Raw genomic sequence first — 23,695 nt, 5'->3', positions numbered from 1 at the left:
AATCTTAAACTAAATTAAATCTACATGAAATGTAAGATTTTGCAAGCAGGCTGGCTTTTTGGTAGTTTGGTACTCTTATTCTTTTATTCTTTATTTCTAGCGATGGCGTATTTTTCAATTTCTGAAGAAGTTTTGAATAATAAATATAAGCAGTATAAACTCCCAACTTTGCCTCAACTGGTAATTTTCCAATTCCCCTCAATCCAGCTTGAAAATCTGCATCAATTTCAGAAATAATTGCATTTTTAGTGTTTTCATCTAGTCGACTCAAATCTGCATTGGGGAAATAAGATCTTTCCAATTCTTCGCAATCTGCTTTCAAATCTCTTAAAAAGTTTACCTTTTGAAAAGCAGAGCCTAATTTCATCGCATCATCTTTTAAGTTCTCATAAGCTTCTGTATCTCCTTTCACAAATACCTTTAAGCACATCAATCCAACAACATCTGCACTACCATAAATGTAAGCCTCGTATTCTTCCTGCGTGAGGTAATTTGATTTATGTAAATCTTTTTCCATACTATCCATAAAAGATTCATACAAGTGAGGATCTATATTGTATTTATGAACAGTTTCCTGAAAACTATTTAAAATAGGGTTGAGACTTATTTTATGATTGATAGCTTCATACATTTCTTTCTGAAAACTCTTAAATAACGTCGACTTATCATAGTCGTGAAAGGTGTCTACGATTTCATCTGCAAACCTCACAAATCCATAAATATTATAAATATCCTGTCTTATGGATGGTGCAAGCAACTTGGTAGCTATCGAAAAAGAAGTGCTATAGGAGTTGGTAACCAACTTACTACAATCTCTCGACACTGTATCAAATAATGACTTCATTACTTTAATTTTTTTCAATTAATTCAGATACCAATTTACCTGAAATTAATGCTGGTGGAACGCCAGGACCTGGAACTGTAAGTTGACCAGTAAAGAATAAATTCTTCACCTTTTTACTTTTCAGTTTTGGCCTCAAAAAGGCTGTTTGTAATAAGGTATTTGCCATTCCATATGCATTACCCTTGTAGGAATTGTAATCTTCAACGAAATCATTCACACAAAAGGACTTTTTAAATATAATATTTTTCTGGACTTTTTGCTCAGTCAAAGATTCAAACCTTGTCATGATTTTGTTAAAATATTCTTCCCTAAGCTCTTCTGTGTCCTCAATTCCTGGAGCGATAGGCACCAAAAAGAAGCCATTTTCATGCCCTTCTGGTGCGGTACTTGGGTCGGTCTTGGAAGTGAAATTTGCATAGAACAAAGGCTCCTTTGGCCATTTTGGGGTAGTATAAATATCTTTTGCATGTTCATTAAAATCAACATCAAAAAATAAATTATGATGTTTTACATTATCGAGTTTCCTATCAAAACCTATGTAAAACAATAGAGAGGAAGGGGCAAAAACCTTTTTACTCCAATATTCTTCAGAATATTGACGGTGTTTTTTGTCCAATAAAGTTTCGGTATGGTGATAATCTGCACCAGACAATATGGTATCGAAGTTTTTAAGTTCCCCATTCACTTCTAAAGCTTTGGCCGTTTTATCTTCGACAATAATTTTATCAATATTGGCATTGGTATTAATTTTAACTCCAAGCGATTCAGCCAATTTAACCATGGCAGCAATCACCTCGTGAAAACCACCTTTGGGGTGCCACGTGCCCAAACCAAAGTCAGCATAATTCATGAAGTTATAGAAAGATGGTGTTTCGCTGGGTTTTGCGCCTAAAAACAAAACAGGAAATTTAAGGATTTGCTTCAGCTTTTCATTCTTAAATTCTTTTTCAACATCCTTATCTACAGTGCTAAAGAACTCACCCAATTTTGTTACTGTTTTTGGCGTTACAAGTTCTAAGGGAGATACACCAGGCTTATATACCAAATCTTTGATGGCTATATCGTAATTTTTTCGAGCATTATCAATAAACTTTTTAAGCTTTTTGGCTCCGTTTTCTTCTTCTTTATCAAAAATTTTGTAGATTTTATCCAGACTATCTCCAATCTCAATAGTTTCACCTCCTTCGAATACAACTTGATATCCAGGGTCTAGTTTATCTAATTCATAATAATCTGAAGGTTTTTTACCAAAGTCTGCAAAAAATCTTTCAAAAACGTCAGGCATCCAGTACCAGGAAGGCCCCATATCGAAAGTAAAACCTTGTTCTTTAAAGCGTCTTGCTCTCCCGCCAAGACTATCGTTTTTTTCAAAAACTTCAACGGTATTACCACTTTGGGCTAAATAACAAGCTGCAGCCAATGAAGAAAAGCCAGAACCAATTACCGCAATAGATTTACTCATATTATAAATTTAGTGTCAATTCTGAAATATCTCTAAAGGCTCTAATACCTTCAGGTAATTTCACATTATTATCAATAAGCTCAATAGATTTTCTGCCTAATAACCAATATTCACATAAACCATCTGGGCAAATGTGTTCCTTAAAGTCTTGTAAATATTGCTCGATATTATCAGGTTTTACAGTGAGATAACTTATAAAAATTGTGTTATCGTATAAAGTTGAAAGATACGTCAAATCTTTCATAGGTAAGCTTTGACCTAAAAATATTACCTTATATCCATGAGATAATATTTCATAATTGGCATAATATAAACCTATATCGTGAATTTCTTCATCTGGAAGAAAAAGAATAAAGACCTTATCTGTTTTTGAGGCTTGTTCTTTCTGCAGATTTTCAATATTTATAAATAGTTTCTGCTTAATGAGATTGGAAATGAATTGCTCATGAGCTGGAGTAATAGTTCCTGCTTGCCACAATGTACCAATTTCTATCATCAATGGTATAAAAACTTCATTGTAAATTTCTGAGAAGGTTTTATTGATAAGAAGATTTTCATAAGTTCTTAAAAATAATGGCTGATCGAAATTCATCATGGCCACTTTCATAGATTTTAACGCTCGATTAGAATTACTTTTACTAGTTGTAATACTTTGTACGAGTTCTGAAATTTCAGGATCTTCCATCTTAGAAATTCTAGAAATCTTGTATCCATTCTCGTTTAAAAACGCAATGTTCAATATCTTTTGAAGTCCTGTAACTCCATAATTTCTGATATTGGTTTCTGTGCGTTCAGGTTCTAAAACACCGTATCGCTTTTCCCACATACGAATAGTATGGGCTTTAATACCGCTCAACGATTCTAAATCTTTAATACTGAAATTTTGTTTAATGTTTCCCATGACTTTATATAACAATAATCAAAAATATAGATTATTATCATACTTTGTTTAAAAAATGAAGTTAAAACTTAAACAAATTACATCAAGGGAAACTTTGAAATCAAAAAATTATCTAAATTTTTTTGGGAAATGTAGAGAGTTGATTTGTAACTGAATTAATTTATAGCTTTGAAATATCGAGTCTGTAAGGATCTTCTTCATCGGTTTGGATGCCCAATGCTTCATGCACATAATCAAATGTAGACAGTAATCTTGGCTGACCGTCGATTAAAGCCACATCGTGTTCAAAATGAATACTTGGTTTACCATCTGAAGTTAAAATTGTCCAGCCATCTGGTAATTGTTTGATGCGCTTTGTTCCCATATTGATCATAGGTTCGATAGCTACAGTCATGCCTTCTACAAACTTTTTGCCTCGTCCTCTTTTACCGTAATTAGGCATTTGCGGATCTTCGTGCATGGTTTTTCCCAGGCCATGACCTACTAGTTCTCTCACCACGCCATACCCGTGCTGCTCTGTATGCTTTTGTATTGCATAGCCAACATCTCCAACGCGGTTGCCTTCAACAAACTGAGCTATACCTTTGTATAACGACTCTTTTGTGACTTTAATCAACTTTTTGATATCCTCATTTACTTCTCCAACCTCAAAGGTATAGGCATGATCACCATAGTATTGATTCTTTATTGCTCCACAATCTATAGAAACAATATCACCCTCTTCCAAGGGTTTATTATTAGGAATACCATGTACAACCTGAGCATTCGGGCTTACACATAATGTATTGGGAAAGTCATACAAACCGAGAAATCCTGGTACCGCTCCGTGATCTCTTATAAATTCTTCAGCCAACTTATCTAGATGAAGAGTGGTGACCCCTGATTTTACCTCTCTAGCAACCATGCCGAGAGTTTTAGAAACTATTTGTGCACTTTCGTACATCAATTTTAATTCTTCTCTAGTCTTTGTAATTATCATTTATTTCTTTTTAAAAATGGATTCAAAAAATCCCTTCTTTTTAGATTTTAGTTGTCTTAATTCTTCATCGTCTCCAAGGAGTTCTCTGTAAATTTGCCCCCAGCCCAAAAAACCACCAACATTTCTGTCATCTATAAAAATATCTGCATTTATTTTTCTACTGATGTCTTCAGTATAGACTTCTTCAGGATAGCTTTTATTCACTGCATAAAATTCAATTCCGTTTTTTTTGCAAAACTCTACTGCTTCTTCTAACTTTTCACCGTCTCTGTAAGTCCAAAGTATAAGTACAAAGCCTCGTTTTTGGAGTTTTTTTAAAGTCTCAAAAGCAAAAAGTTTTGGTTTACCAATGGAAGGATACTTATTATCTACAATAGTTCCGTCGAAATCTATAGCTAACACAGGTTTTTTGGAAGAAATCATAAAGTGTAATTAAAAATCATAGACATGTTTATAATCTTGTCTAGAAAATATTTTAAGCAAATCTTCTTCTAGAGTTTCTTGTGGAAACTCAACAAATCGATTAACTTCTTCACCACTATTATCATAAACAATTATAGTAGGAACATTGAACACGTTTAGCTCCTTTCTTTTTTTATCTGAGATGTTGGGGACGACCTTATCTTCATCAACCCCCACAAGCTTAAGATTCTTATAATCAAAATTGATCTGATCTAAAATTTTGATAAATCCCGGGAACTCTCTCTGACTATCTTCACACCAAGTTCCCATGTAAACGGAGATCTTAAATTGATTGTTTTTTACAACAGATGCAATTTTCTGTACGACTTCAGCTTTTGGTGTGTAACTCTTATATCTATTTTCAAACCACTGTTTATTATTGGTAGATTTTAAATCTTCGAGTTTAAATTCACCTAAAATAAGTTGGTTTTGTTGACCTATTTCACTATTAAGAGAATTGTCTTTACTTGTTGAGTAACTTGAAGTTCCTATTGCAATTGCTAATGCAAAAGATAACGAGAGTATTTTTCTCATGCTAATAATGAATGTTGAGTCATTAACTCAGGTTTTTCTATGTCCATTAAGTCTAAAATAGTAGGGGCAATGTCCCCTAAAATTCCATCTTTTATGGATTTAATATCTTTATCAACTAAAATAATTGGAACTGGATTAGTCGTGTGTGCAGTGTTTGGAGATCCATCCTCGTTTATCATTGTTTCGCTGTTACCGTGATCTGCAATCACAATAACTGAATAGTCTTGTTTTTCTGCTTCGGTTACAACGTCTTTTAGGCATTGGTCTACAGTTTCACAAGCTTTTATAGCGGCATCAAAATCTCCGGTGTGACCAACCATGTCTGGATTGGCAAAATTTAAACAAATGAAATCCCCAGTTTTTTCAGAAATTTCCTTTACAACCTTATCTCTTAGCTCAAATGCACTCATCTCTGGTTGAAGATCGTACGTAGCCACTTTTGGAGAATTCACCATGATCCGTTTCTCGTCTCTAAAAGGCTCCTCACGACCACCAGAAAAGAAAAAGGTTACATGAGGATATTTTTCTGTTTCTGCTGCCCTTATTTGTGATTTACCGGTAAATTCCAAAACTTCTCCAAGAGTTGCTTTGATGTTGTCTTTTTTGTAAACTACATTAATGTTTTTGAAGGTGTCGTCATATTTGGTCATGGTGACATAATATAAAGGAATAGACTTCATATCATAATCATCAAAATCTTCCTGGCTCAAAGCTTGCGTTAGTTGTCTTCCACGGTCAGTTCTAAAATTGAAAAATATAACGACGTCTCCTTCTGAGATTTTCCCAACTGGTTCATTATTAGAAGTTAGTGCAATTGGTTTTATAAATTCATCTGAAATTCCTTCATCGTAACTTTTTTGTAAAGTTCCAAGAGGATCTTCGGTGTAAGTTTCTGCTTCTCCTTTGACAATAAGGTCATATGCTTTTTCAATTCTTTCCCAGCGTTTATCTCTATCCATCGCATAATACCTCCCTATTATGCTGGCAAGTTTTGTATTAGTTTTTTCAAAATGAGGCATCAGGTCCTCTACATAACCTTTCCCAGAATGTGGATCTACATCCCGGCCATCAGTGAAAGCGTGGACGTATTTTTTTGTAATACCATAATCATGAGCAGCTGTCGCCAGACCTTTCAGATGGTTGATATGGGAGTGCACACCACCATCGCTTACCAAACCCAAAAAATGAACTGCCTTGTTATTTTTCTTAGCATAATCAAAGGCTTGCTCCAAGGCTGGTTCATTCTTAAGTGTATTTTTTTCAACAGCCATATTTATTTTTACCAGATCCTGATAAACAATTCTTCCTGCTCCAAGGTTCATGTGACCAACTTCAGAATTACCCATTTGTCCTTCAGGTAATCCAACATTTAGTCCATCTGTCCTTAAAGTTGCATTTGGATATTTTTTATAAAGACTATCCATAAATGGAGTGTTGGCTTTGTCTACAGCAGAAATCTCTTTGGATGGAGAAATACCCCAGCCGTCAAGTATAGTTAATATGACTTTTTTGCCCATAAATATCAATTTTTTGCTAAAATAAGAATTATTGGTAGATACATAGTAGAGTTTAAGAAGGCATTAAACTCGTGTGAATTCCCATTCCATAATTTTTAAAATAAGAATCTATAAATGCATAAGTCATTTCGGATTTGCCTTCAAATTCTAATGTATGCCATGCTTTTTTATAATCTTTCCCCATTTGCAGTTTGAGGTATGATTTTGAAACAGGGGCGAATGAATAATGCCACGGTTCATAATTGAACCCACTTCGAGCTTTGTCTTTAGTATATACCAATTCAAAACCAAAATCACTGCTGTAGCGATCCATCCAGGATTTTAAATTGGAAAAGGGCGCCTCTCCATGGTAGTTATTTTCTTGAAGTAAACCTCCTTTCGGCATTTCTGCAGCAGCATCAATAATATCTATATCAGTTCCCCAATGATGACGTGAAGTCCCTGGAATAGAGGAGTAGGTTATAATTTCTGAAATTGCATCAGCTGGATTTTTGGTTTTAGAAAATTGCTTAAACTTTCTTTCCCAAATTTCTTTTTGTCGTTGAAAACTCCTATAGCCTGAAACAATTTTGATATCGATCTGGTCTTTTAAAGCGGCTGACCTCATCAAGGAAAAAGCCTCATAAGTTTTTTCCTCTAATAAAACTGGTTTCGATTTTAAATGCGATTCACTAATGCCTAATAGATTCTCAATCTTTATATCCCCTGTAGACATAAACTTAAAAAATCTAGAACTGAGTTGAAATTGAGACGCAATTCCAGCTAAAGCTGCAGTTTTGATAAATCCTTTACGATTCATGTTAGCGTAACTTTTTACACATTACAAAATGTGGACCTACGTCTGGAATATGAAATTCTTCTGAAATGATCTCAAAATTAAGTTTATCGTAGAAATTGGCAGCACTTGACCTTGCATTACACCACAGTAAGTTAACCTGCATTTTCCTGAGCTCATGCTCAGCGAATTCAATTAGTTTTTTGCCAATCTCTTGGCCCTGGAATTTTGGATGAACTGCCATGCCTCTCAATTGATACTGATATTCATCCAGATGGTCATCTATTTTAGCTTCAAATAAACTTAAAATCCCAACACACTCTGAATTTATAAAAGCACCAATGTGTTTGGTGCTTTTTAAATCATCCCCTTCCATATGACTTGAACTTTTTGGCCTTCCTTGTCTCAACGCAAGATGCCTCAAATCTATAGTCTCAGCTGAGGTAATATATGTAATCTGAAGAGGCATCTTTATGATAAGATACCGTCTACAATACCATAATCTAAAGATTCCTGTGCATTCATCCAGTAATCACGCTTAAAATCTTTCATCACTTTGTCAAAATCTTGTCCGCAGTTATCTGCTAGAATTTGAGCACTCAATTCTTTGATTTTGAGAATTTCCTGAGCTTGAATCTCAATATTGGATGCTTGTCCCTGAGCTCCGCCCATAGGCTGGTGAATCATGATTTTGGCGTGTGGCTGTATAAAACGTTTTCCTTTTTCACCACCAGACATTAATATTGAACCCATAGATGCTGCAAGACCACTGCATATGGTAGAGACTGGGCTTTTTAGTGACTTCATGGTGTCGTAAATAGCAAACCCATCGGTAACGTAACCACCTGGGCTGTTGATGTAGAACTGTATTTCCTCATCGCTTTCCATATCCAGATACATCAATCTATCTATAATATGTTTTGCACTTTTACCATCTACTTGTCCATTAAGAAAGACTTTTCTTTGCTCTAAAAATTTTTTATCTATAAGATCTTGAACTTTTCCTGACTTATCGCTCATGTTATTATTTTTTTGAAATGTAAAATTAAAATTATATTCCTAAAGCAAACCAATAATTTGAAGAGTATTAACTTAACTCTAGTTCCTGTGTTAGCAATATAAAAAAAGACCTATATAAAGGCCTTTTAAGAAAAATTGATTTAGTATTAATCTAGTTTTATGATTTCTGTATTTGGCATTTCTTGCATTATGGCTTCCATGCTATTCAACTCTGAATTATTTTCGCCAAAAGCACCAGGAATCACAACTATTCTGAATCTCTTATTGAATACATATTCATCCGGAACTGTATCTAAATTAAAATTATTATCAGTCAAGAAAACTTCGACATCAAAACTTGTGTGGTTATAATTATAGACTACTTGTGATCCATCATCAAAGAAAAAGATTGCAGGTAGTGGAGTCCATAAATCATTACCATTAATCCTGTCTTCAGATAAAAAAACTTGTACAATATCACTTTCAGGTATTTCACCTCCTGGAAATTCAAAAATGAAAGTATATCCATCCTGTGGTCTCAAGTCCCTTTCAATTTCATAAACTGTTGCAAATTCTAGTCCACCGTCACGCCCTGGAGGGCCTTGCGGACCTCGGTCGCCTTCACAGCTTAAGGTAAGGAAAATAAAAGCTAGTAATAAACTAATTTTTTTCATTGGTCTTGGTTTTCAAAATTAATACTTAGCGAATTGACACAATACCGCTTTCCAGTTTCGGTAGGCCCATCATCAAAAATATGACCAATGTGTCCGCCACAATTAGAACATAATATCTCAATGCGAATCATGCCGAAGGTAGTGTCTTTTTTGTACTCTATAGCACCTTCAACCGAACTATCGAAACTTGGCCAACCGCAGTTGCTTTCAAATTTGGATTCACTATCAAACAGTAGCGCACCACAGCCATTGCAATGGTATTTTCCTTCTTCAAAATGTGCATTATATTTTCCAGAATGTGGGGGTTCTGTCCCTTTTTCTCTCAACACATGGTATTCTTGTTCCGAAAGTTGCTCTTTCCACTCTTGCTCAGTCATTTCTTTTTTATCTGACATCCTATGATTTTTCTTTTGGTTTAAATTTTAAAGCTACACCGTTGATGCAGTGTCTTTTACCAGTAGTTTCTTTGGGTCCATCATCAAAAATATGACCGAGATGTCCTCCGCAATCACCGCAAAGCAATTCTGAGCGCTCGTATCCCAATTTCCTGTCAGAACTAAATGCTAAACTATTTTCTATAGCTCTGTCAAAACTTGGCCAGCCAGTCCCACTGTCAAATTTATGTTTGGTTTCATACAATTCGTTACCACACGCAGCACAAACAAATACTCCTGGTTCCTTTACATCATTAAGCGGGCTTGAATATGGACTTTCTGTGCCTGCTTTTCTAAGAATTCTGTATTCCTCATCAGAAAGTTCTGCTTTCCATTCACTTTCAGATTTTTGGACTTTATACTCTTTAGACTTTTCATCTTTTTGGGCTTCTGACTTGCAAGACACAAGGAAAATTAAAACTAATGCTAGAGATATCTGTTTCATAACTTATTTTTTTCTAAAATTAAAACTTAATCATTTGTCACCAACTAATTTTCACAAATCAAATACATTCAGTAATCAATTTTATGATTAGTTTTGATAAAAATTAATATCATGACTAAGTTCAAACTTTGTACCAGTTTTTTAATAGCGTTCATAATCGTAGGTTGTGGGCAGAATCCCTTTACAGGTAAAAGTACACTTGCTTTAGTTCCTAATTCACAAATTCTGCCAATGTCATTTGAGCAGTACAATCAGGTTTTGGAAGAGAGTAAAGTCATAAAAGAAGGTGAGCAGGCTCAAATGATACAGAGAGTTGGGCTTAAAGTTGCCAATGCCTCAGAACGCTGGTTGGCAGAAAATGGGTATCCAGAATATACCGACAATTATAAATGGGAATTTAATTTAATAGATGATGAACAGGTGAATGCCTGGGCAATGCCTGGTGGTAAAATTGCGTTTTACACCGGAATTCTTCCCATAGCTGAAAATGAAGCAGGTGTTGCTGCTATAATGGGCCATGAAGTAGCGCATGCTCTTGCAAACCACGGTCAGCAGCGTATGAGTGCTGGTCAAATTCAGCAGGCTGTAGGTGCAGTAGGAACTATTGCGCTAGGTGATGATCAGCAAAGTCAGCAGATCTTTGCAACCGCCTACGGGTTAGGTTCTCAGGTTGGAGTTATGTTGCCCTTTAGTAGAAAACATGAGACTGAAGCTGACGAAATTGGAATCAAACTGATGGCTATTGCAGGATACGACCCGGATGAGGCAGCTAAGCTATGGATGCGTATGAAAGAAAATTCTGGTGGAGGAGGTCCTCCTCAATTTATGAGTACTCACCCTTCTAATGATTCCAGGATTCAAAATTTAAAAAATTTGGCAGAAGATGCTAAAAAAGAAGCTGCCAAATTTGGAGTGACTTCTTTTCAAAATTAAATTTTGGAGCCAAAAGCACTTCCAAAAGGTCATAAAAAGCTCATTCATGCATGGGCTTTTTATGATTGGGCCAATTCTGTTTATCCCTTAGTAATAAGTTCTGCTATATTTCCAATTTATTATGGAGCGATTACTCTTTTAAAAGATGATAAGGGTCTTGTTATAGATGATTCGGTTCAATTTTTAGGCTTTAGTTTCAACAATGATGCATTAATAAGTTATGTGACTGGCTTAGCTTTTATAGTCATTTCCTTGATGAGTCCGCTTCTTGGAGGGATATCAGATTATATTGGAAATAAGAAGAACTTTATGAAGTTTTTCAATTACCTCGGGGCCTCTGCCTGTATAGGTCTGTTCTGGTTTTCAATAGAAAATTTATGGTTTGGACTTATCTGTTATTTCTTTGGTTTGATAGGATTTTGGGGAAGTATTGTGTTCTATAACTCGTATCTACCAGATATTGCTTACAGAGATCAACAAGATAAGGCTTCAGCAAAAGGATTCTCCCTCGGTTACATTGGAAGTGTAATTTTATTGATTTTTTGCCTTGTGTTGATTTTATACTACGAGTTTTTTGGGTTCGAAAGTGAATCTTTGCCAACACGTATTTCTTTCATTTTAACTGGCATTTGGTGGATAGCTTTTAGTCAGTATACCTATTCTTATTTACCAAAAGGTAATCGAAAAGGCAATGCAAAAACCAAAGATTTGCTGTGGAATGGCTTTAAAGAATTGAAAAACACCTACCAGAAAATAAAATCTTCATTTGGCTTTGAACCTTATCTTAGAGCTTTTTTCGTTTATAGTATGGCAGTTCAAACTATCATGTTAATTGCAACTTACTTTGGAGTTGGTGAAATACAGTGGCCTGAAGGTGAAGCTACAACAGGACTCATCGTAAGTATTCTTGTTATTCAACTTGTTGCTATTGCTGGTGCAAATTTAGCCTCCAAACTTTCTGAGAAATATGGGAACATCAACATATTGATAGGGATCAACTTCATTTGGATAGGCATTTGCGTGTTTGCCTTTTTTATCACCCAACCTATTCAATTTTACATCACAGCCTTTTTTGTTGGACTGGTAATGGGAGCAATTCAGTCTTTGTCCAGATCTACATATTCCAAATATATTCCTGAAGAAGAAAAAGATACTGCTTCGTTTTTTAGTTTTTATGAAGTAACTGAAAAAGTCGGGATAGTGATAGGTATGTTTTTATATGGATTTATAGCTCAAGTAACTGGAAGCATTAGAAATGCTATACTTTTTTTAATTTTATTCTTTATTGGAGGTATTGTCTTACTTTTTAGATTAAAAGTAAAAACCAAAATTTAAGAATATGGCTTTTCTATGGCATCTTACAGCTCTGGAGCTAAAAGACAAGGTTCTTGTAACAGGTACAGCGCTTAAAAATAGGACCAATATTGATAAGTCACCTAAGTCTATTTTGGCAAACGCCTGGAATGTATTAAGTTCTTATCGAAAAAAAACCTACAAGCTTAAAGAAATCTTGATTGAAACTCAAGATCAAAACTATTCCATCGTAACAAGTCAGAAGGGTTATTTCTTTGAGATCCTCCCTTTGAAAAATGTGGAGGACTTTAAAATCTACGATGAACAGCATAATCAGCTTTTTATTCATCAAACTCATCCACACTATTTTCAGGATTTATCTACTTCAATAGAAGTGATTTCAGATATTGACGACACTGTAATTCATTCGCACACAGCGTCTGCCTTAAAACGTATTTTTACTATCCTATTTAGGAGGCCAAAGCGTCGAAAAAAAGTTTTATTTAGTAATTCCTTACTTGATTTCTTTGACGAAAACAAATTCAGAATTGTATATTTATCGAAAAGTGAAAGTAATCTTTTTGGATTGATTACAGCAATTTTTAGATACAATGAAATACCTGTCGGCCCTTTATTTTTAACCCCTTACCTTAAATTTAAATCCCTTTTCAAGCCTAATAAGGGGCAACACAAACTAAATTTTCTACACCAAATTATTTTAAATTTACCTGAAAAGAATTTCGTATTAATCGGCGATGATACTCAAAAAGACATGGATATTTATAGGGAAATCGTGAATGCTTATAAAGGTCAAATTACCAAAGTCTACATACGTCAAACCAGTTTTTATGTTGATGAAGATCAAAAAGCAAAATGGAAAGCACTTCAGGACACGGGTGTTGACTGCATGTATTTTCAAGATGACGATGATAGTGATCTTGAAATTGAAGAACTTAAACATTTACTGAAGCTTTAAAAATGGACATCCTTCTCGTAATTAACCCTGTATCTGGGGGAAAGAATAAAAATGATTTTATCGATTTTGCTAAAAAAATGATGATAAAGTCAAATTTAGATTACCATATATATAAAACCTCAGGTAAGGATGATTGCAAAGAATTTGACGAAATTATAAGTTCTTATTCCCCGAAAAAAGTAATTATTGTAGGTGGTGATGGGACTTTGAATATGTTTCTACAACCACTTATGGAGTATAAAATTAAGGTTGGTTTTATACCCATGGGGTCAGCTAATGGTATGGCAGTAGAGCTTAACTTGACGAATTCTCCAAGGATACTATTCGAGAAATTCCTGAAATCTGATCGGACCACCAATCTGGATCTGCTATCGATCAATGACAATTTCTTATTGCTACATCTTGGGGATATAGGCGCCAATGCTAATCTTGTATACAACTATGAAAAAGATGGTTCCCGAGGGATGCTGACATATGCCAAACACTTTTGGACAGAATTTCAAAACCCTAAGAGTTTTGAGTTTGAAATTGAGACAGAACAGATGGAATATCAAAGAAAAGGAGTAATGCTGGCCATCTGTAATGGAAGACGATTTGGTACTGGAATTCCTCTTAACTCCATTGGTAAAATGAATGATGGTTTCTTTGAATTTGTTTTAGTGCGGGCTATGGACTTTTCAGACTTGATAGGAGCCGCTTTGTCTAAATTTGATGAAGATTATACCACCGAAAATCTGGAAACGATTCAGGCTAAATCTGCTAAAGTAAAATTCAAACAACCTAGACTCCTGCAAATTGACGGAGAAGTTATCGAAGAATTTACTGAAATCAACATCAAAGTATTACCAAATTCATTGACTTTTATTCAATGAAAAACGCTAGTTTTATTAAAACTAGCGTTTTGCATACTTTTAGTTTGTTATTTATTTTCCTTCCTTAAAAGAATCAAATTCACTTTTATTATTTTCTCTAGGCCATGTGTTGTTAGAAGTATCCACATCTGCAGTTTCTTGCATAGGGTCTACGACCATTTTCACGATTTCTTTTTCAGAAAAGATGGCTTTTTTTACTTCAGAGTCATTTTTTCTCCAAACCTGGACTGGATATTTTACAGTTTTGGATGTGCCGTCTGCGTAATGAAATTCAACAATAATTGGCATTACCAATCCTCCAGGTTTGTTGAAAGTGATTTCATAAATGTGTTTCGGATGCTTCATTTCATCAATCTCAGATTGAGTGAAATTATCCATAAGATATTCACGAAGTTTTGGAGCGTTTTCGAGAGGATCGCCCTCTTTCATTGACGCTTCAAAATCTTCACTATCTGCAGATAACAGATAAACAGCATCTTTGGTGCGCGGGTCATTTTCCGGATCATCTATACCATATCTGGCCAATAGAGCTTTTCCTTCGGTTGTGGGGTTACTGGTGATGAAATAATTTTCTACATTTTCAATGCCAATATCTACATAATCTGTGGTGTAGAACCATCCTCTCCAGTACCAATCAAGGTCAACAGCAGAAGCATCTTCCATAGTTCTAAAGAAATCTTCTGGCGTAGGATGTTTAAACATCCAGCGTTGTGCAAAGGTTTTGAAAGCATAGTCAAAAAGCTCATTTCCCATAACCGTTTCTCTCAATATATTCAAAGCAGTAGCAGGTTTGCCATAAGCATTGTTTCCAAGTTGATATACCTGTTCAGGATTGGTCATAATTGGGGAAATAAAATCCTGATTTCCCTTCATGTAATTTACGATTTTTGAAGGCTCACCTCTTCTAGAAGGGTACTTTTCGTAAGTTTCTTCATTGCCCTGTAGAATTTCTGGGTGTTTTTTGGCAAATTCCTGTTCTGATAAATACTGCATAAATGTATTAAGACCTTCATCCATCCAGCCCCATTGTCTCTCATCACTATTTACAATCATTGGAAAGAAATTGTGGCCAATTTCATGAATGATTACACTCATCATTCCAAATTTCACTCTATCCGAAACAAATCCGTTTTCGTCTGGTCTTCCATAATTCCAGCAAATCATAGGGTATTCCATCCCCTGGCTTTTGGCATGAACAGAAATGGCTTTGTGATAAGGATACTCAAAAGTAAAACTGCTATAAGTTTCCAGCGTACTTGCAACTGCTCTGGTAGACCAGTCTTCCCAAAGCGGATTTCCTTCTTTTGGGTATAGAGACACGGCCATAACATCTTTATCGCCAACTTTTACAGCCATCATATCCCAAATGAATTTTCTGGAAGTTGCAAATCCAAAATCTCTTACCATATCGGCTTTAAATTCCCAGGTTTTTGTTTTGGTTGCATTTATTTTTTCATTGGCAATGGCTTCTTCTTCGGTGACAATCACTACTGGTTCGTCATAGGAAGTTTTAGCTTTCTCATAACGATCTAGCATGGTTTTGCTAAATACTTGCTTCCTGTTTTGTAATTTTCCAGTTGCATCCAGAATATGATCTTCTGGAACAGTAATTTTTACATCATAATTCCCAAAAGGTAAAGACCATTCTCCACTTCCCCAGAACTGATAATTCTGCCAGCCTTCTTTGTCATTGTAGACTGCCATTCTTGGAAAGAATTGAGCTATAACATAAGCTCTGTTATCATCTTCTTCAAAATACTCATAGCCAGAGCGGCCTCCATTCACAGTATGGTTGTTTATTAAATAATCCCACTCAATAGAAAATTCATAAGACTCACCCGGCATAAGAGGTTTGTCCATATCCACACGCATCATTGTGTAATTTATGGTATAAGGAAGCTCTTCGCCATCTTTATGAACTTTTTGAATATTAAATCCGCCATCAAAATCTGCTTTCATATGAGAATTCACAAAACTACCAGCAGGAGTTACAGGAGCAAATTCACTACTATTCCTTTCTTTTGCAGGACTGTCTTTTGCTCTTATATTTTGATCAAGCATCACCCATAAATATTGCAAGGCATCTGGAGAATTGTTGGTATAGGTAATGGTTTCCTTACCATACAGACGCGTATTTTCATCATCTAGAGTAATGTCCATTTCATAATCCGCCGTATTTTGATAGTATTGGTGACCAGGTGCCCCAGATGCAGTTCTGTAAACGTTTGGGGTGGCAAACTCATCATAAAGTTGTCTAAACTTGTTTTGATTGGTATGCCCTTCTTGCTTCTCTTCCTCTTTTTCTTCCTGGGCATATCCAGAAACCGATAAAACAAGAATAGATAATAATAGACTTGTGTATTTAAATAAATTCATATGCAGTGGGTTATTTAGTGTTATAATTTATTTTTCTTTTTGAAAGTTCTTTTTCTAAAATGAAACTTTTTTTAAAATCATTTGATTTAAAATGAATCATGTTTTTTTGGTCCTCAAATAAATCAGTTAACATTGAATTTTCTACAGATAAATATTCAAAGTCGTCAATATTTTCTACCTCAAGAAACAAATATACCATATCATCTTCATATTTTCTACCTAGATACTTTAAAGGCAATCGCCCTTGATTCGTTTCTAAGATAAACTTGGTTTGAATGTATTTTTTAATATATGTGTCTATCTCTTCGACTTCGAATCTCGGTATAAGTTTAAAATCCTTCTCATACCTTGTGTTGATAACATTTTCCAGATCATCAGTAAAAACTCTGGAAATGATTTGCAGACTTTTTTCATCCTGAACATAATTGATATCTGTAACGCTCAGGTAAAATTCGTGATATGAAATTGTAGGTGTTGAAAACGACAACCAAATACATAAGGCAGCAATAAGCTTCATTCTTGAGTCTCTTTTAATTTTAGGTATGCAATAGCCTTCAACTTTAATTCGTCGATCAAAGCTAAAGGATCATTTTTATTGACAATAGACATGGTTTTAAGATCTTCAGCACAAAAATATGCGAAATCCTCAATATATTTTTCTGGAATCTTTAAGTCTTTTGTGATAAGATCACTTGAAACCTGTCTCATGATTTTGATTTGATTTGACCTCACAGTTGCATTTGCCTTGCGCTGCTTTAGCCGTTTTGTTTCGCCGGTGATGGCATAAATAAGAGGTGTAAGCATTCCAGTACTTGAGATGTAGAGTTCTCTGTCTATTTTTTCGAGTTCTCTAGGTACGCCAAACCCAAATTGTCTCTGGTCTACGAAATTCACTTTCACCTTATCAATATCTTTTGTCAAATCCCCTGAAAGATTATATTGGTTAAGAGTAACCTCTGGAAGCTCATTAACCTGAAGTTCCAGAAATATAGAGGTGTCATTTTCTAAATTCTTTTTATCAACCTTAATGGTGTAAGTTCTGTGTTGAAGAGAGGTGAATAAAATGGAATCCCCAACCCTTGCTTTTATTTCATAGTTACCTTTAGTGTTGGAAACACTGCCTATTTGTTGATCGATATTGATGATATTGACCTGATACTCACCAATGGAATCTGCGTAGATTCTCCCTTTCATCAAAGTTTCTTGAGCCATCAAAAGAGAAGGGAAAATCATTATTAAAAATAGGATCTTTTTCAAATTAGTCTCTATCTTTAAAATCTTTTGACTTCTTAATCAAGAAATCTATGAGATCTAATTCGTTACCTTTTTGGAGCATTTTTTTAGTTAAACCTTTGTCTTCTACGTAAAAAATGAATTCGTTGATGTTTTCTTCATCAATGTCGAGATTCTCTTTGAAAAATGAATCTTTATACATTTTTCTTACCATTACATCTACATCTCTGGGTAGTTTGTGGTCCTCAGCAACTTCTTTAGAGGAAAGTATTTCTCTAAATATATTGGCTATGTTTAGTCCGTTTTTAATGAAACGTTCTTCTGTGGTATAATTCTCAGTAAGTGTTTGTGATCGTATTGTTGGTTGTTCGCCTTCATACTCATTGATGACTTTTTCCGATTTTGGAGCTTCATAAAAATTAACTTCCACTTTTTTAACATCAACTTCTATGTTTCCTTCCAGATCGTAAGGTTTTACTATAACTTCATCTAAGGTATTGACCTCATCATTAATCTTGATAGTCATTTTTTTGTTTTTCACAATATTTTCGTCAACAACTACAGTAAAGTTTTGATACTGTATAGCTTCAAATCTTAACCGATCTCCTTCTTTTACGGAAATTCCAAATTGACCATATTGATTGGTAATAGTACCTTCTTTAGAATTTTGGTTGGTGATTTCTATTTGAGAAACTTCTCCATCCAGTGGTACTATAACTTCACCAGCTACAAAAACGCGATCGCCGATTTGTGCAGAGAGGTTTTGAATAAAAAAAAGTATGATAAAAGTAGAGATCAGTCGCATATGTTATTTTTTGTACAATCTACTTAAAAATTCAGATATGCAATCCTAATTTTGCTACTAAATTTATGTTAAGCCGATAAAGTAGAACTAAAGACAATTAGTATATGCAAGCTATCATTGCGAGTACTTCCACGATACATGGAAGCTCTTATTTGGAATATTTGAAACCAGCTTTAAAAACTCACTTTGACAAAGTTGATGAAGTATTATTCATCCCATTTGCAAGACCTGGTGGAATTTCTCATCAGCATTACACAGAAAAGGCTAAGAAGGGTTTAGAAGATATTGTTCACATCGTAAAGGGATTGCATGAGTGTAAAGACATGAAGAAAGCAATTTCTGAGGCCAAAGCAATTTTTGTTGGTGGTGGAAATACTTTTCTTTTGGTAAAACAATTACACGATCTTGGTTTAATGTCTGTCTTAAAACAAAGCATAATAAAAGGAACTAAATATCTTGGAACCAGTGCTGGTAGTAATATTTGCGGAGTTTCTATGCAAACAACCAATGATATGCCTATCGTTTATCCCCCATCTTTTGAGACCCTTGGAATACTCAATTTTAACATCAACCCACATTACCAGGACCCCGACAGTTCGTCTACTCACAAAGGAGAGACTCGTGAGACTCGAATTAAAGAATTTCAGAACTTGAATCCAGTTATTGTAGTTGGGCTACGAGAAGGGAGTTGGATAAAAATGGAAGGTTCTCATATAATTTTAGAAGGTAATCTGCCAGCGATAATTTTTGAACCAGGAAAACAAGCCTACGAATTAAGTCCAAAGAGTCTTATTAACTTTTAGTCCATGGATTATCAATCAATTTTAAATGTTATTCAAAAAGAGTTTACTCCAAAAGAAGGCATGGGGAAAGTAGCTGGCTACATCCCAGAATTATCCAAAGTGGATCCGCTTAAATTTGGAATTTATCTCTTCTGTCAAGACGGTGCTTCATTTCAGTTTGGGGATAGCCAGGAAAAATTTTCAATTCAAAGTATATCTAAAGTATTTACACTTACAATAGCTAAAGAACTTTTGGGTAAAGAGCTTTGGAAACGCGTAGATGTAGAACCTTCAGGTACAGCCTTTAATTCTCTCACTGAATTAGAACGAGAACATGGGATTCCTCGTAATCCTTTTATAAATGCTGGCTCTATTGTTGTTGCAGATGCCTTACTTAGCGTTCTTGACCATCCTAAAGACGATTTATTGGAATTCGTGAGAAAGTTATGCGGTGACAATGATATACACTATGATGAGTCTGTTGCAAAGAGCGAAAAAAAACACGGTTACAGAAATAAAGCTTTGGTGAACTACATGAAATCTTTGGGAAATATAAATAATGACACAGACAAAGTTTTGGATTTTTACTTTTACCAATGTTCTATTGCAATGACATGTGAGCAACTTTCCAAAGCCTTTATGCTCTTTGCAAATGAAGGGAAACATTTTCAAACTCAGGAAAAAGTCATCGACCGCCAAAGCGTAAAGCGTATCAACTCTATCATGCAGACTTGCGGGTTTTACGATGAAGCTGGAGAATTTAGTTTTAGAGTTGGACTGCCAGGGAAAAGTGGTGTAGGAGGGGGTATTGTGGCTGTACATCCTAAACAATATTCGGTTGCAGTCTGGAGTCCCATGCTCAACAAAAAAGGAAATTCTGCCCTAGGAATGAAGGTGCTGGAAGAACTAACCTCTTTAACAGGCGTTTCTATTTTTTGATAAGCTTATCTAAGTTTTAAAATTTTATATTTCGCTGTCTAGTCTTAGACCAGTATATTTGCAATATGATAAATTTACCTCTTTTTATTAGTGGTGCAGAAATAGCTTTTATTCTGTTTATTCTGATTATGGTTTTCGGGGCCGATAAGATTCCTGAAATAGCTAGATTTTTTGGGAAAACAATGAAGTCTTTTCGTCATGCTACAGATGAAATAAAAACCGAAATTACCAAGCAGAAAAAAGAGCATAATTTTGACTTTGATATCAAAAAAGAAGTGGAAGACCACACCAAATCTATTGAATCTAAAACTTCAAAATTGAAAGATGAAGTTGAAGATGCGATTGGTCCCATTAAAAGACGGTTTTAATGGAGTTAAATCCATCTCGTTGGGATTGGGATTTAATGGTTTTTTTGAATAATCTTAGTCCAGATGCCTTAGATCCTTTCTGGATATTGGTCACCTATTCCAAGCATTGGATCCCATTCTATGTTTTTCTTATTCTATTGTTTTTCTATAAATCCAATTTAAAAAAAAGTTTACTTGGTATCCTTTCTGTATTCGTAACAGTAGGTGTTACTCACTTGGTTACAGAACTTACCAAATTTTTTGTAGCCAGAGATAGACCAAACATTACTGAAGATCTCATGGATTTAATAAAAATTCTATATGAGCCTTCAAATTATAGCTTCTTCTCTGGTCATGCATCAACTTCATTTGCTGCAACTGTTTTTATCTTTTTAGTTCTAAAATCGAAATATAAATACTTAGGGCTTATATTTATTTGGCCAATCCTATTTTCATTAAGTAGGATATTTGTGGGCGTACATTTCCCGAGCGATGTCATCGTTGGAGCTTTTGTAGGGACTATGCTCGGTATTATTTTCTCGAAACTCTACTTTATATCAGAGCCAAAGCTACTGCGTGTACGTAATCAGGATAATGCTTAAAATCGCAATTGCGATTCCTATCCAGTTTTTGATAATTACCCTTTCTTTAAAAAAGGCGATACCTAAAAGTGTTGAGAGCAAAACGATACTTACATTATTTATAATGAAAATGCTGGAGCTATCCAGCCCATCAATTCTGAGGGCCAAAATGAAAAAGTAAATTGAGAAATAATTAGGAATTCCCAGCAGCACACCTCCTAAAACATCTTTGCTTCTAAAACTTGTTTTAACCTGCAGTCTCCTGATTCCAAAAAACAGTATGCCTGTTACACAGGCAAAGAAAAATGTATTGGCAGAAAATAGTGAAACTTCATCATTCGGGACATAGGTGTTTTCCAAAAACTTGATGCTGCTTTCTATAATTCCACTACCCAGAAAGACCATCAACGGAAAAATAAAATACTTCATATCAATACTCAATCCGTCCCGTTTTCTAACGGAAACCAAATACACAGAAATCAAGGCCATGACAATCCCTATAATTTTAAGCAGACCTAAGGATTCGTCGTAATAAATAATGACAAAAACTACCGGAATGGCGACACTCATTTTGCTAGCAACAGATACGACAGACATTCCTCCCTTTTGAGTGGTAATTACCATAAGTGAAAAAACCAGAATGAACATAGCTCCAAGGGCCATGGAGCCAAGGAACCAATTTTTAGAAGTTACTTCTAAAAGCGTTTCAAGAGAAAAATTTCCTTGAAAGATTAGTCCAAGAATAAAAGCTATAAAATAATTGACAATAAGTGCATTGAGCGTTGTGATCTTGTATTTTCCAAAGAGTTTGAACACAATATAAATTGCACTGGACGATAAAATACTTAAAAGTAGTGCTATCAAAATAGATCTGATTTTTTGGAAAATAATTCTGTGACTTCTTCTTTTCCTGCATCAAGATGCCATGTATGGATGCCAAGTTTTTTAGCAGAAAGTGTATGCTCCAGTGTGTCATCAACAAATAAAGTGTCTGCAGGGTCTAAATTATTTTCTCTCAAAACAAATTCAAAAATGGCTTCATCGGGCTTTCTGAAGTGTATCTCATGCGTCAAATAAAACTTATCGAAACAAGACTTAAATTCCTCAAAAACAGAAATGTGTTTCTTTACCCAGTCAATGTGTAACTCGTTCGTATTGCTAAGTAAAATAAGCTTGTATGAACCAGATTGCTTCAGTTGTTTTAGAAATTCCAAACGTTCTTGAGGAAATTCAATCAAAATCGAGTTCCAGGCAAGTTTAAAATCTTCTACTAAAAGATTGCTAAATCTTTTAGTGTAGTGTTGAATGAATTCATCTGTAGAGATTAATCCTTTCTCATAAGACATGTTAACATTGATGAGTTCCGCATCAAGTTCAGAAATGCCTTGAGCTTTCAAATGCTTATCGGTCGCCGATTTATCTAAGGTGAGAAATACATCACCAAAATCAAAAATGATAGTTTTAATCATTATAAAAATAATTGAGTTGATCGCCTTCTACATCAACAGTTCGAGTTGCCTGTCTTTCTAAAACAGGTCCCTTTATTCCTTTATCGATATCATTCTGACCTGTAAAAACTCTAGCTTCGTCCCACAATCCAGCATCAATAAAACCCTGAAGCGTTTTACTACCCCCTTCAATAATGATGGATTGTAGCTCAAGTTTATATAACTCCTCTAGGGCTTGAGTCAAAACCTCACAATTAAAATCCAGACCTATATAGATTAAATTATCCTTATTTTTCTCTGTAATGCCTTTGTCATGAAACACAACAGTTGGTTGAGATTTATCAAGCAATGATAGATGCCCTGGGAGTTTTAAAGATTTATCAATCACTACACGAGTGGGGTTTGTGCCGTTCCAATGCCTTACATTTAGTTTTGGATTGTCTGCCAGTGCAGTTTGAGTGCCGACCAAAATGGCCTGTTCCTTACTTCTCCATTTATGAACAAGTTGCTGAGCATGAGAATTGGTTATCCAGAAAATTTCATTTGATTTTTGTTCAAGAGGAGCAATAAATCCATGCTTGGTTTCTGCCCATTTCAGGATGACATACGGTCTCTTTTTTCTGTGAAAAGTAAAAAATCGCTTGTTTAAGGCTTCACATTCTTTTTCACAAACGCCTACCACTACATTTCTTCCTGCAGCAAGTAGTTTTTTGATACCTATACCTGCCACTTTTGCAAAAGGATCCAGAGTGCCCACAACAATGTTGGGGATTTTTTTGGCAATAATAAGATCACTGCAAGGCGGTGTTTTTCCAAAATGGCTACATGGCTCTAAGGTCACGTATATAGTTGATTTTTTCAGTAAAGATTCATCTTTTACCGAGGCAATCGCACGCACTTCAGCATGGGCGTCTCCAGACTTAATGTGCCAACCCTCACCAATTATCTTCTCATCATGTACTATAACACAACCTACCAGGGGATTTGGATATGTAGTTCCCAATCCGTTTTCTGCCAGTTCAAGGCATCTTTTTATATAAAATTCATTCCTGTTCACAGCGTAAAAATAGAAAAAGACTTAAGC

The 23,695-nt window shown here is 35.0% G+C and carries 28 protein-coding genes; 8 read left to right on the top strand and 20 right to left on the bottom strand.

The window, feature by feature from the left end:
• Positions 1-4: 4 nt before the first annotated feature.
• The 13 genes from LB454_RS04600 to msrB (LB454_RS04540) form a co-directional block, all read right to left on the bottom strand.
• A complete protein-coding gene (locus LB454_RS04600) occupies positions 5-844 on the bottom strand; it encodes a phytoene/squalene synthase family protein (protein ID WP_224463447.1) in 840 nt (279 codons plus the stop codon).
• A 4-nt stretch (positions 845-848) separates the two neighbouring features.
• Positions 849-2,306: a phytoene desaturase family protein gene (locus tag LB454_RS04595; protein ID WP_224463446.1), complete on the bottom strand. Its 1,458-nt coding sequence runs from the start codon at positions 2,304-2,306 to the stop codon at positions 849-851.
• 1 nt (position 2,307) lies between these two features.
• The gene (locus LB454_RS04590; RefSeq protein ID WP_224463445.1) at positions 2,308-3,207 is read right to left on the bottom strand and encodes a MerR family transcriptional regulator; all 900 of its coding nucleotides are present in this window, start codon (positions 3,205-3,207) and stop codon (positions 2,308-2,310) included.
• Between the two features lie 160 nt (positions 3,208-3,367).
• The gene (gene map / locus LB454_RS04585; protein ID WP_224463444.1) at positions 3,368-4,186 is read right to left on the bottom strand and encodes a type I methionyl aminopeptidase; all 819 of its coding nucleotides are present in this window, start codon (positions 4,184-4,186) and stop codon (positions 3,368-3,370) included.
• On the bottom strand, positions 4,187-4,609 hold the full coding sequence (locus LB454_RS04580) for a BT0820 family HAD-type phosphatase (RefSeq protein ID WP_224463443.1): 423 nt from the start codon (positions 4,607-4,609) through the stop codon (positions 4,187-4,189).
• Positions 4,610-4,618: 9 nt separating this feature from the next.
• Positions 4,619-5,182 carry a TlpA family protein disulfide reductase gene (locus LB454_RS04575; RefSeq protein ID WP_224463442.1) on the bottom strand — a complete coding sequence of 188 codons (564 nt, stop codon included), beginning with the start codon at positions 5,180-5,182 and terminating at the stop codon, positions 4,619-4,621.
• Positions 5,179-6,699, bottom strand: coding sequence for a 2,3-bisphosphoglycerate-independent phosphoglycerate mutase (gene gpmI, locus LB454_RS04570; protein ID WP_224463441.1), 1,521 nt, complete (start codon positions 6,697-6,699; stop codon positions 5,179-5,181). Before gpmI ends, LB454_RS04575 begins: the two co-directional genes overlap by 4 nt.
• Before the next feature lie 52 nt (positions 6,700-6,751).
• Positions 6,752-7,498, bottom strand: coding sequence for a M15 family metallopeptidase (locus LB454_RS04565; protein ID WP_224463440.1), 747 nt, complete (start codon positions 7,496-7,498; stop codon positions 6,752-6,754).
• A gap of 1 nt (position 7,499) precedes the next feature.
• Positions 7,500-7,943, bottom strand: a complete 444-nt coding sequence (locus tag LB454_RS04560; protein WP_224463439.1) for a GNAT family N-acetyltransferase — start codon at positions 7,941-7,943, stop codon at positions 7,500-7,502.
• 2 nt (positions 7,944-7,945) lie between these two features.
• Positions 7,946-8,494 (bottom strand): ClpP family protease, encoded by a 549-nt coding sequence (locus LB454_RS04555; RefSeq protein WP_224463438.1) that lies wholly within the window; start codon positions 8,492-8,494, stop codon positions 7,946-7,948.
• Positions 8,495-8,640: 146 nt separating this feature from the next.
• Positions 8,641-9,147, bottom strand: coding sequence for a hypothetical protein (locus LB454_RS04550; protein ID WP_224463437.1), 507 nt, complete (start codon positions 9,145-9,147; stop codon positions 8,641-8,643).
• The gene (msrB, locus tag LB454_RS04545) at positions 9,144-9,542 is read right to left on the bottom strand and encodes a peptide-methionine (R)-S-oxide reductase MsrB (RefSeq protein WP_224463436.1); all 399 of its coding nucleotides are present in this window, start codon (positions 9,540-9,542) and stop codon (positions 9,144-9,146) included. The genes LB454_RS04550 and msrB (LB454_RS04545) overlap by 4 nt, the downstream gene beginning before the upstream one ends.
• Before the next feature lies 1 nt (position 9,543).
• Positions 9,544-10,026 carry a peptide-methionine (R)-S-oxide reductase MsrB gene (gene msrB / locus LB454_RS04540; protein ID WP_224463435.1) on the bottom strand — a complete coding sequence of 161 codons (483 nt, stop codon included), beginning with the start codon at positions 10,024-10,026 and terminating at the stop codon, positions 9,544-9,546.
• Between the two features lie 111 nt (positions 10,027-10,137).
• On the opposite strand from msrB (LB454_RS04540), the gene LB454_RS04535 reads away from it, so the two are divergent.
• From LB454_RS04535 to LB454_RS04520, 4 genes are read left to right on the top strand one after another with little or no spacing between them, the layout of a single operon-like run.
• Positions 10,138-10,959: a M48 family metallopeptidase gene (locus LB454_RS04535; RefSeq protein ID WP_224463434.1), complete on the top strand. Its 822-nt coding sequence runs from the start codon at positions 10,138-10,140 to the stop codon at positions 10,957-10,959.
• 3 nt (positions 10,960-10,962) lie between these two features.
• Positions 10,963-12,294 carry an MFS transporter gene (locus LB454_RS04530; RefSeq protein ID WP_224463433.1) on the top strand — a complete coding sequence of 444 codons (1,332 nt, stop codon included), beginning with the start codon at positions 10,963-10,965 and terminating at the stop codon, positions 12,292-12,294.
• 4 nt (positions 12,295-12,298) lie between these two features.
• Entirely contained in the window at positions 12,299-13,228 is a 930-nt protein-coding gene (locus tag LB454_RS04525; RefSeq protein WP_224463432.1) for a phosphatase domain-containing protein, read from the top strand.
• A 2-nt stretch (positions 13,229-13,230) separates the two neighbouring features.
• Positions 13,231-14,100: a diacylglycerol/lipid kinase family protein gene (locus tag LB454_RS04520; protein ID WP_224463431.1), complete on the top strand. Its 870-nt coding sequence runs from the start codon at positions 13,231-13,233 to the stop codon at positions 14,098-14,100.
• A gap of 51 nt (positions 14,101-14,151) precedes the next feature.
• On the opposite strand, the gene LB454_RS04515 is transcribed toward LB454_RS04520, so the two are convergent.
• From LB454_RS04515 to LB454_RS04500, 4 genes are read right to left on the bottom strand one after another with little or no spacing between them, the layout of a single operon-like run.
• Positions 14,152-16,476, bottom strand: coding sequence for a M1 family metallopeptidase (locus LB454_RS04515; protein ID WP_224463430.1), 2,325 nt, complete (start codon positions 16,474-16,476; stop codon positions 14,152-14,154).
• Positions 16,477-16,486: 10 nt separating this feature from the next.
• Complete coding sequence (locus LB454_RS04510; protein WP_224463429.1) at positions 16,487-16,993, bottom strand: DUF6702 family protein; 507 nt, start codon at positions 16,991-16,993, stop codon at positions 16,487-16,489.
• Complete coding sequence (locus LB454_RS04505) at positions 16,990-17,733, bottom strand: carboxypeptidase-like regulatory domain-containing protein (RefSeq protein WP_224463428.1); 744 nt, start codon at positions 17,731-17,733, stop codon at positions 16,990-16,992. Before LB454_RS04505 ends, LB454_RS04510 begins: the two co-directional genes overlap by 4 nt.
• A 1-nt stretch (position 17,734) precedes the next feature.
• On the bottom strand, positions 17,735-18,514 hold the full coding sequence (locus LB454_RS04500) for a carboxypeptidase-like regulatory domain-containing protein (RefSeq protein ID WP_224463427.1): 780 nt from the start codon (positions 18,512-18,514) through the stop codon (positions 17,735-17,737).
• 104 nt (positions 18,515-18,618) lie between these two features.
• On the opposite strand from LB454_RS04500, the gene pepE reads away from it, so the two are divergent.
• The 4 genes from pepE (at position 18,619) to LB454_RS04480 (ending at position 21,184) form a co-directional block, all read left to right on the top strand.
• Complete coding sequence (pepE, locus tag LB454_RS04495; protein WP_224463426.1) at positions 18,619-19,317, top strand: dipeptidase PepE; 699 nt, start codon at positions 18,619-18,621, stop codon at positions 19,315-19,317.
• Between the two features lie 3 nt (positions 19,318-19,320).
• Positions 19,321-20,235, top strand: a complete 915-nt coding sequence (locus LB454_RS04490; RefSeq protein WP_224463425.1) for a glutaminase — start codon at positions 19,321-19,323, stop codon at positions 20,233-20,235.
• Positions 20,236-20,300: 65 nt separating this feature from the next.
• Complete coding sequence (locus LB454_RS04485) at positions 20,301-20,603, top strand: Sec-independent protein translocase subunit TatA/TatB (RefSeq protein WP_224463424.1); 303 nt, start codon at positions 20,301-20,303, stop codon at positions 20,601-20,603.
• Positions 20,603-21,184: a phosphatase PAP2 family protein gene (locus LB454_RS04480; RefSeq protein ID WP_224463423.1), complete on the top strand. Its 582-nt coding sequence runs from the start codon at positions 20,603-20,605 to the stop codon at positions 21,182-21,184. The genes LB454_RS04485 and LB454_RS04480 overlap by 1 nt, the downstream gene beginning before the upstream one ends.
• Here LB454_RS04480 and LB454_RS04475 read toward each other — a convergent pair.
• Genes LB454_RS04475 through ribD form a run of 3 tightly spaced genes read right to left on the bottom strand, consistent with a single transcriptional unit; the run spans position 21,152 to position 23,668 of the window.
• Positions 21,152-22,027, bottom strand: a complete 876-nt coding sequence (locus LB454_RS04475) for an EamA family transporter (protein ID WP_224463422.1) — start codon at positions 22,025-22,027, stop codon at positions 21,152-21,154. The two genes, LB454_RS04480 and LB454_RS04475, sit on opposite strands and share 33 nt — an antisense overlap.
• Positions 22,024-22,632, bottom strand: coding sequence for an HAD family hydrolase (locus LB454_RS04470; protein WP_224463421.1), 609 nt, complete (start codon positions 22,630-22,632; stop codon positions 22,024-22,026). Before LB454_RS04470 ends, LB454_RS04475 begins: the two co-directional genes overlap by 4 nt.
• Positions 22,625-23,668: a bifunctional diaminohydroxyphosphoribosylaminopyrimidine deaminase/5-amino-6-(5-phosphoribosylamino)uracil reductase RibD gene (ribD, locus tag LB454_RS04465; RefSeq protein WP_224463420.1), complete on the bottom strand. Its 1,044-nt coding sequence runs from the start codon at positions 23,666-23,668 to the stop codon at positions 22,625-22,627. Before ribD ends, LB454_RS04470 begins: the two co-directional genes overlap by 8 nt.
• Between the last annotated feature and the right edge of the window lie 27 nt (positions 23,669-23,695).

Origin of the sequence: Psychroflexus montanilacus (assembly GCF_020164535.1) — a bacterium.
GTDB classification, from domain to species: Bacteria; Bacteroidota; Bacteroidia; order Flavobacteriales; family Flavobacteriaceae; genus Psychroflexus; species Psychroflexus montanilacus.
The sequence above is the reverse complement of the archived record's forward strand: the minus strand, read 5'-3'. Positions and strand labels throughout refer to the sequence as shown.

Excerpts from the sequence above, each read along its gene's own strand:
- LB454_RS04595 (WP_224463446.1), bottom strand. The coding sequence starts at position 2,306 with ATGAGTAAATCTATTGCGGTAATTGGTTCTGGCTTTTCTTCATTGGCT.
- LB454_RS04525 (WP_224463432.1), top strand. The coding sequence starts at position 12,299 with ATGGCTTTTCTATGGCATCTTACAGCTCTGGAGCTAAAAGACAAGGTT.
- LB454_RS04575 (WP_224463442.1), bottom strand. The coding sequence starts at position 5,182 with ATGAGAAAAATACTCTCGTTATCTTTTGCATTAGCAATTGCAATAGGA.
- pepE (WP_224463426.1), top strand. The coding sequence starts at position 18,619 with ATGCAAGCTATCATTGCGAGTACTTCCACGATACATGGAAGCTCTTAT.
- msrB (WP_224463435.1), bottom strand. The coding sequence starts at position 10,026 with ATGAAACAGATATCTCTAGCATTAGTTTTAATTTTCCTTGTGTCTTGC.
- LB454_RS04480 (WP_224463423.1), top strand. The coding sequence starts at position 20,603 with ATGGAGTTAAATCCATCTCGTTGGGATTGGGATTTAATGGTTTTTTTG.
- LB454_RS04535 (WP_224463434.1), top strand. The coding sequence starts at position 10,138 with ATGACTAAGTTCAAACTTTGTACCAGTTTTTTAATAGCGTTCATAATC.
- LB454_RS04485 (WP_224463424.1), top strand. The coding sequence starts at position 20,301 with ATGATAAATTTACCTCTTTTTATTAGTGGTGCAGAAATAGCTTTTATT.
- LB454_RS04500 (WP_224463427.1), bottom strand. The coding sequence starts at position 18,514 with ATGCGACTGATCTCTACTTTTATCATACTTTTTTTTATTCAAAACCTC.
- LB454_RS04510 (WP_224463429.1), bottom strand. The coding sequence starts at position 16,993 with ATGAAGCTTATTGCTGCCTTATGTATTTGGTTGTCGTTTTCAACACCT.
- LB454_RS04580 (WP_224463443.1), bottom strand. The coding sequence starts at position 4,609 with ATGATTTCTTCCAAAAAACCTGTGTTAGCTATAGATTTCGACGGAACT.
- LB454_RS04550 (WP_224463437.1), bottom strand. The coding sequence starts at position 9,147 with ATGAAAAAAATTAGTTTATTACTAGCTTTTATTTTCCTTACCTTAAGC.
- LB454_RS04520 (WP_224463431.1), top strand. The coding sequence starts at position 13,231 with ATGGACATCCTTCTCGTAATTAACCCTGTATCTGGGGGAAAGAATAAA.
- gpmI (WP_224463441.1), bottom strand. The coding sequence starts at position 6,699 with ATGGGCAAAAAAGTCATATTAACTATACTTGACGGCTGGGGTATTTCT.
- LB454_RS04515 (WP_224463430.1), bottom strand. The coding sequence starts at position 16,476 with ATGAATTTATTTAAATACACAAGTCTATTATTATCTATTCTTGTTTTA.
- msrB (WP_224463436.1), bottom strand. The coding sequence starts at position 9,542 with ATGTCAGATAAAAAAGAAATGACTGAGCAAGAGTGGAAAGAGCAACTT.
- LB454_RS04565 (WP_224463440.1), bottom strand. The coding sequence starts at position 7,498 with ATGAATCGTAAAGGATTTATCAAAACTGCAGCTTTAGCTGGAATTGCG.
- LB454_RS04600 (WP_224463447.1), bottom strand. The coding sequence starts at position 844 with ATGAAGTCATTATTTGATACAGTGTCGAGAGATTGTAGTAAGTTGGTT.
- LB454_RS04560 (WP_224463439.1), bottom strand. The coding sequence starts at position 7,943 with ATGCCTCTTCAGATTACATATATTACCTCAGCTGAGACTATAGATTTG.
- map (WP_224463444.1), bottom strand. The coding sequence starts at position 4,186 with ATGATAATTACAAAGACTAGAGAAGAATTAAAATTGATGTACGAAAGT.
- LB454_RS04470 (WP_224463421.1), bottom strand. The coding sequence starts at position 22,632 with ATGATTAAAACTATCATTTTTGATTTTGGTGATGTATTTCTCACCTTA.
- LB454_RS04590 (WP_224463445.1), bottom strand. The coding sequence starts at position 3,207 with ATGGGAAACATTAAACAAAATTTCAGTATTAAAGATTTAGAATCGTTG.
- LB454_RS04490 (WP_224463425.1), top strand. The coding sequence starts at position 19,321 with ATGGATTATCAATCAATTTTAAATGTTATTCAAAAAGAGTTTACTCCA.
- LB454_RS04555 (WP_224463438.1), bottom strand. The coding sequence starts at position 8,494 with ATGAGCGATAAGTCAGGAAAAGTTCAAGATCTTATAGATAAAAAATTT.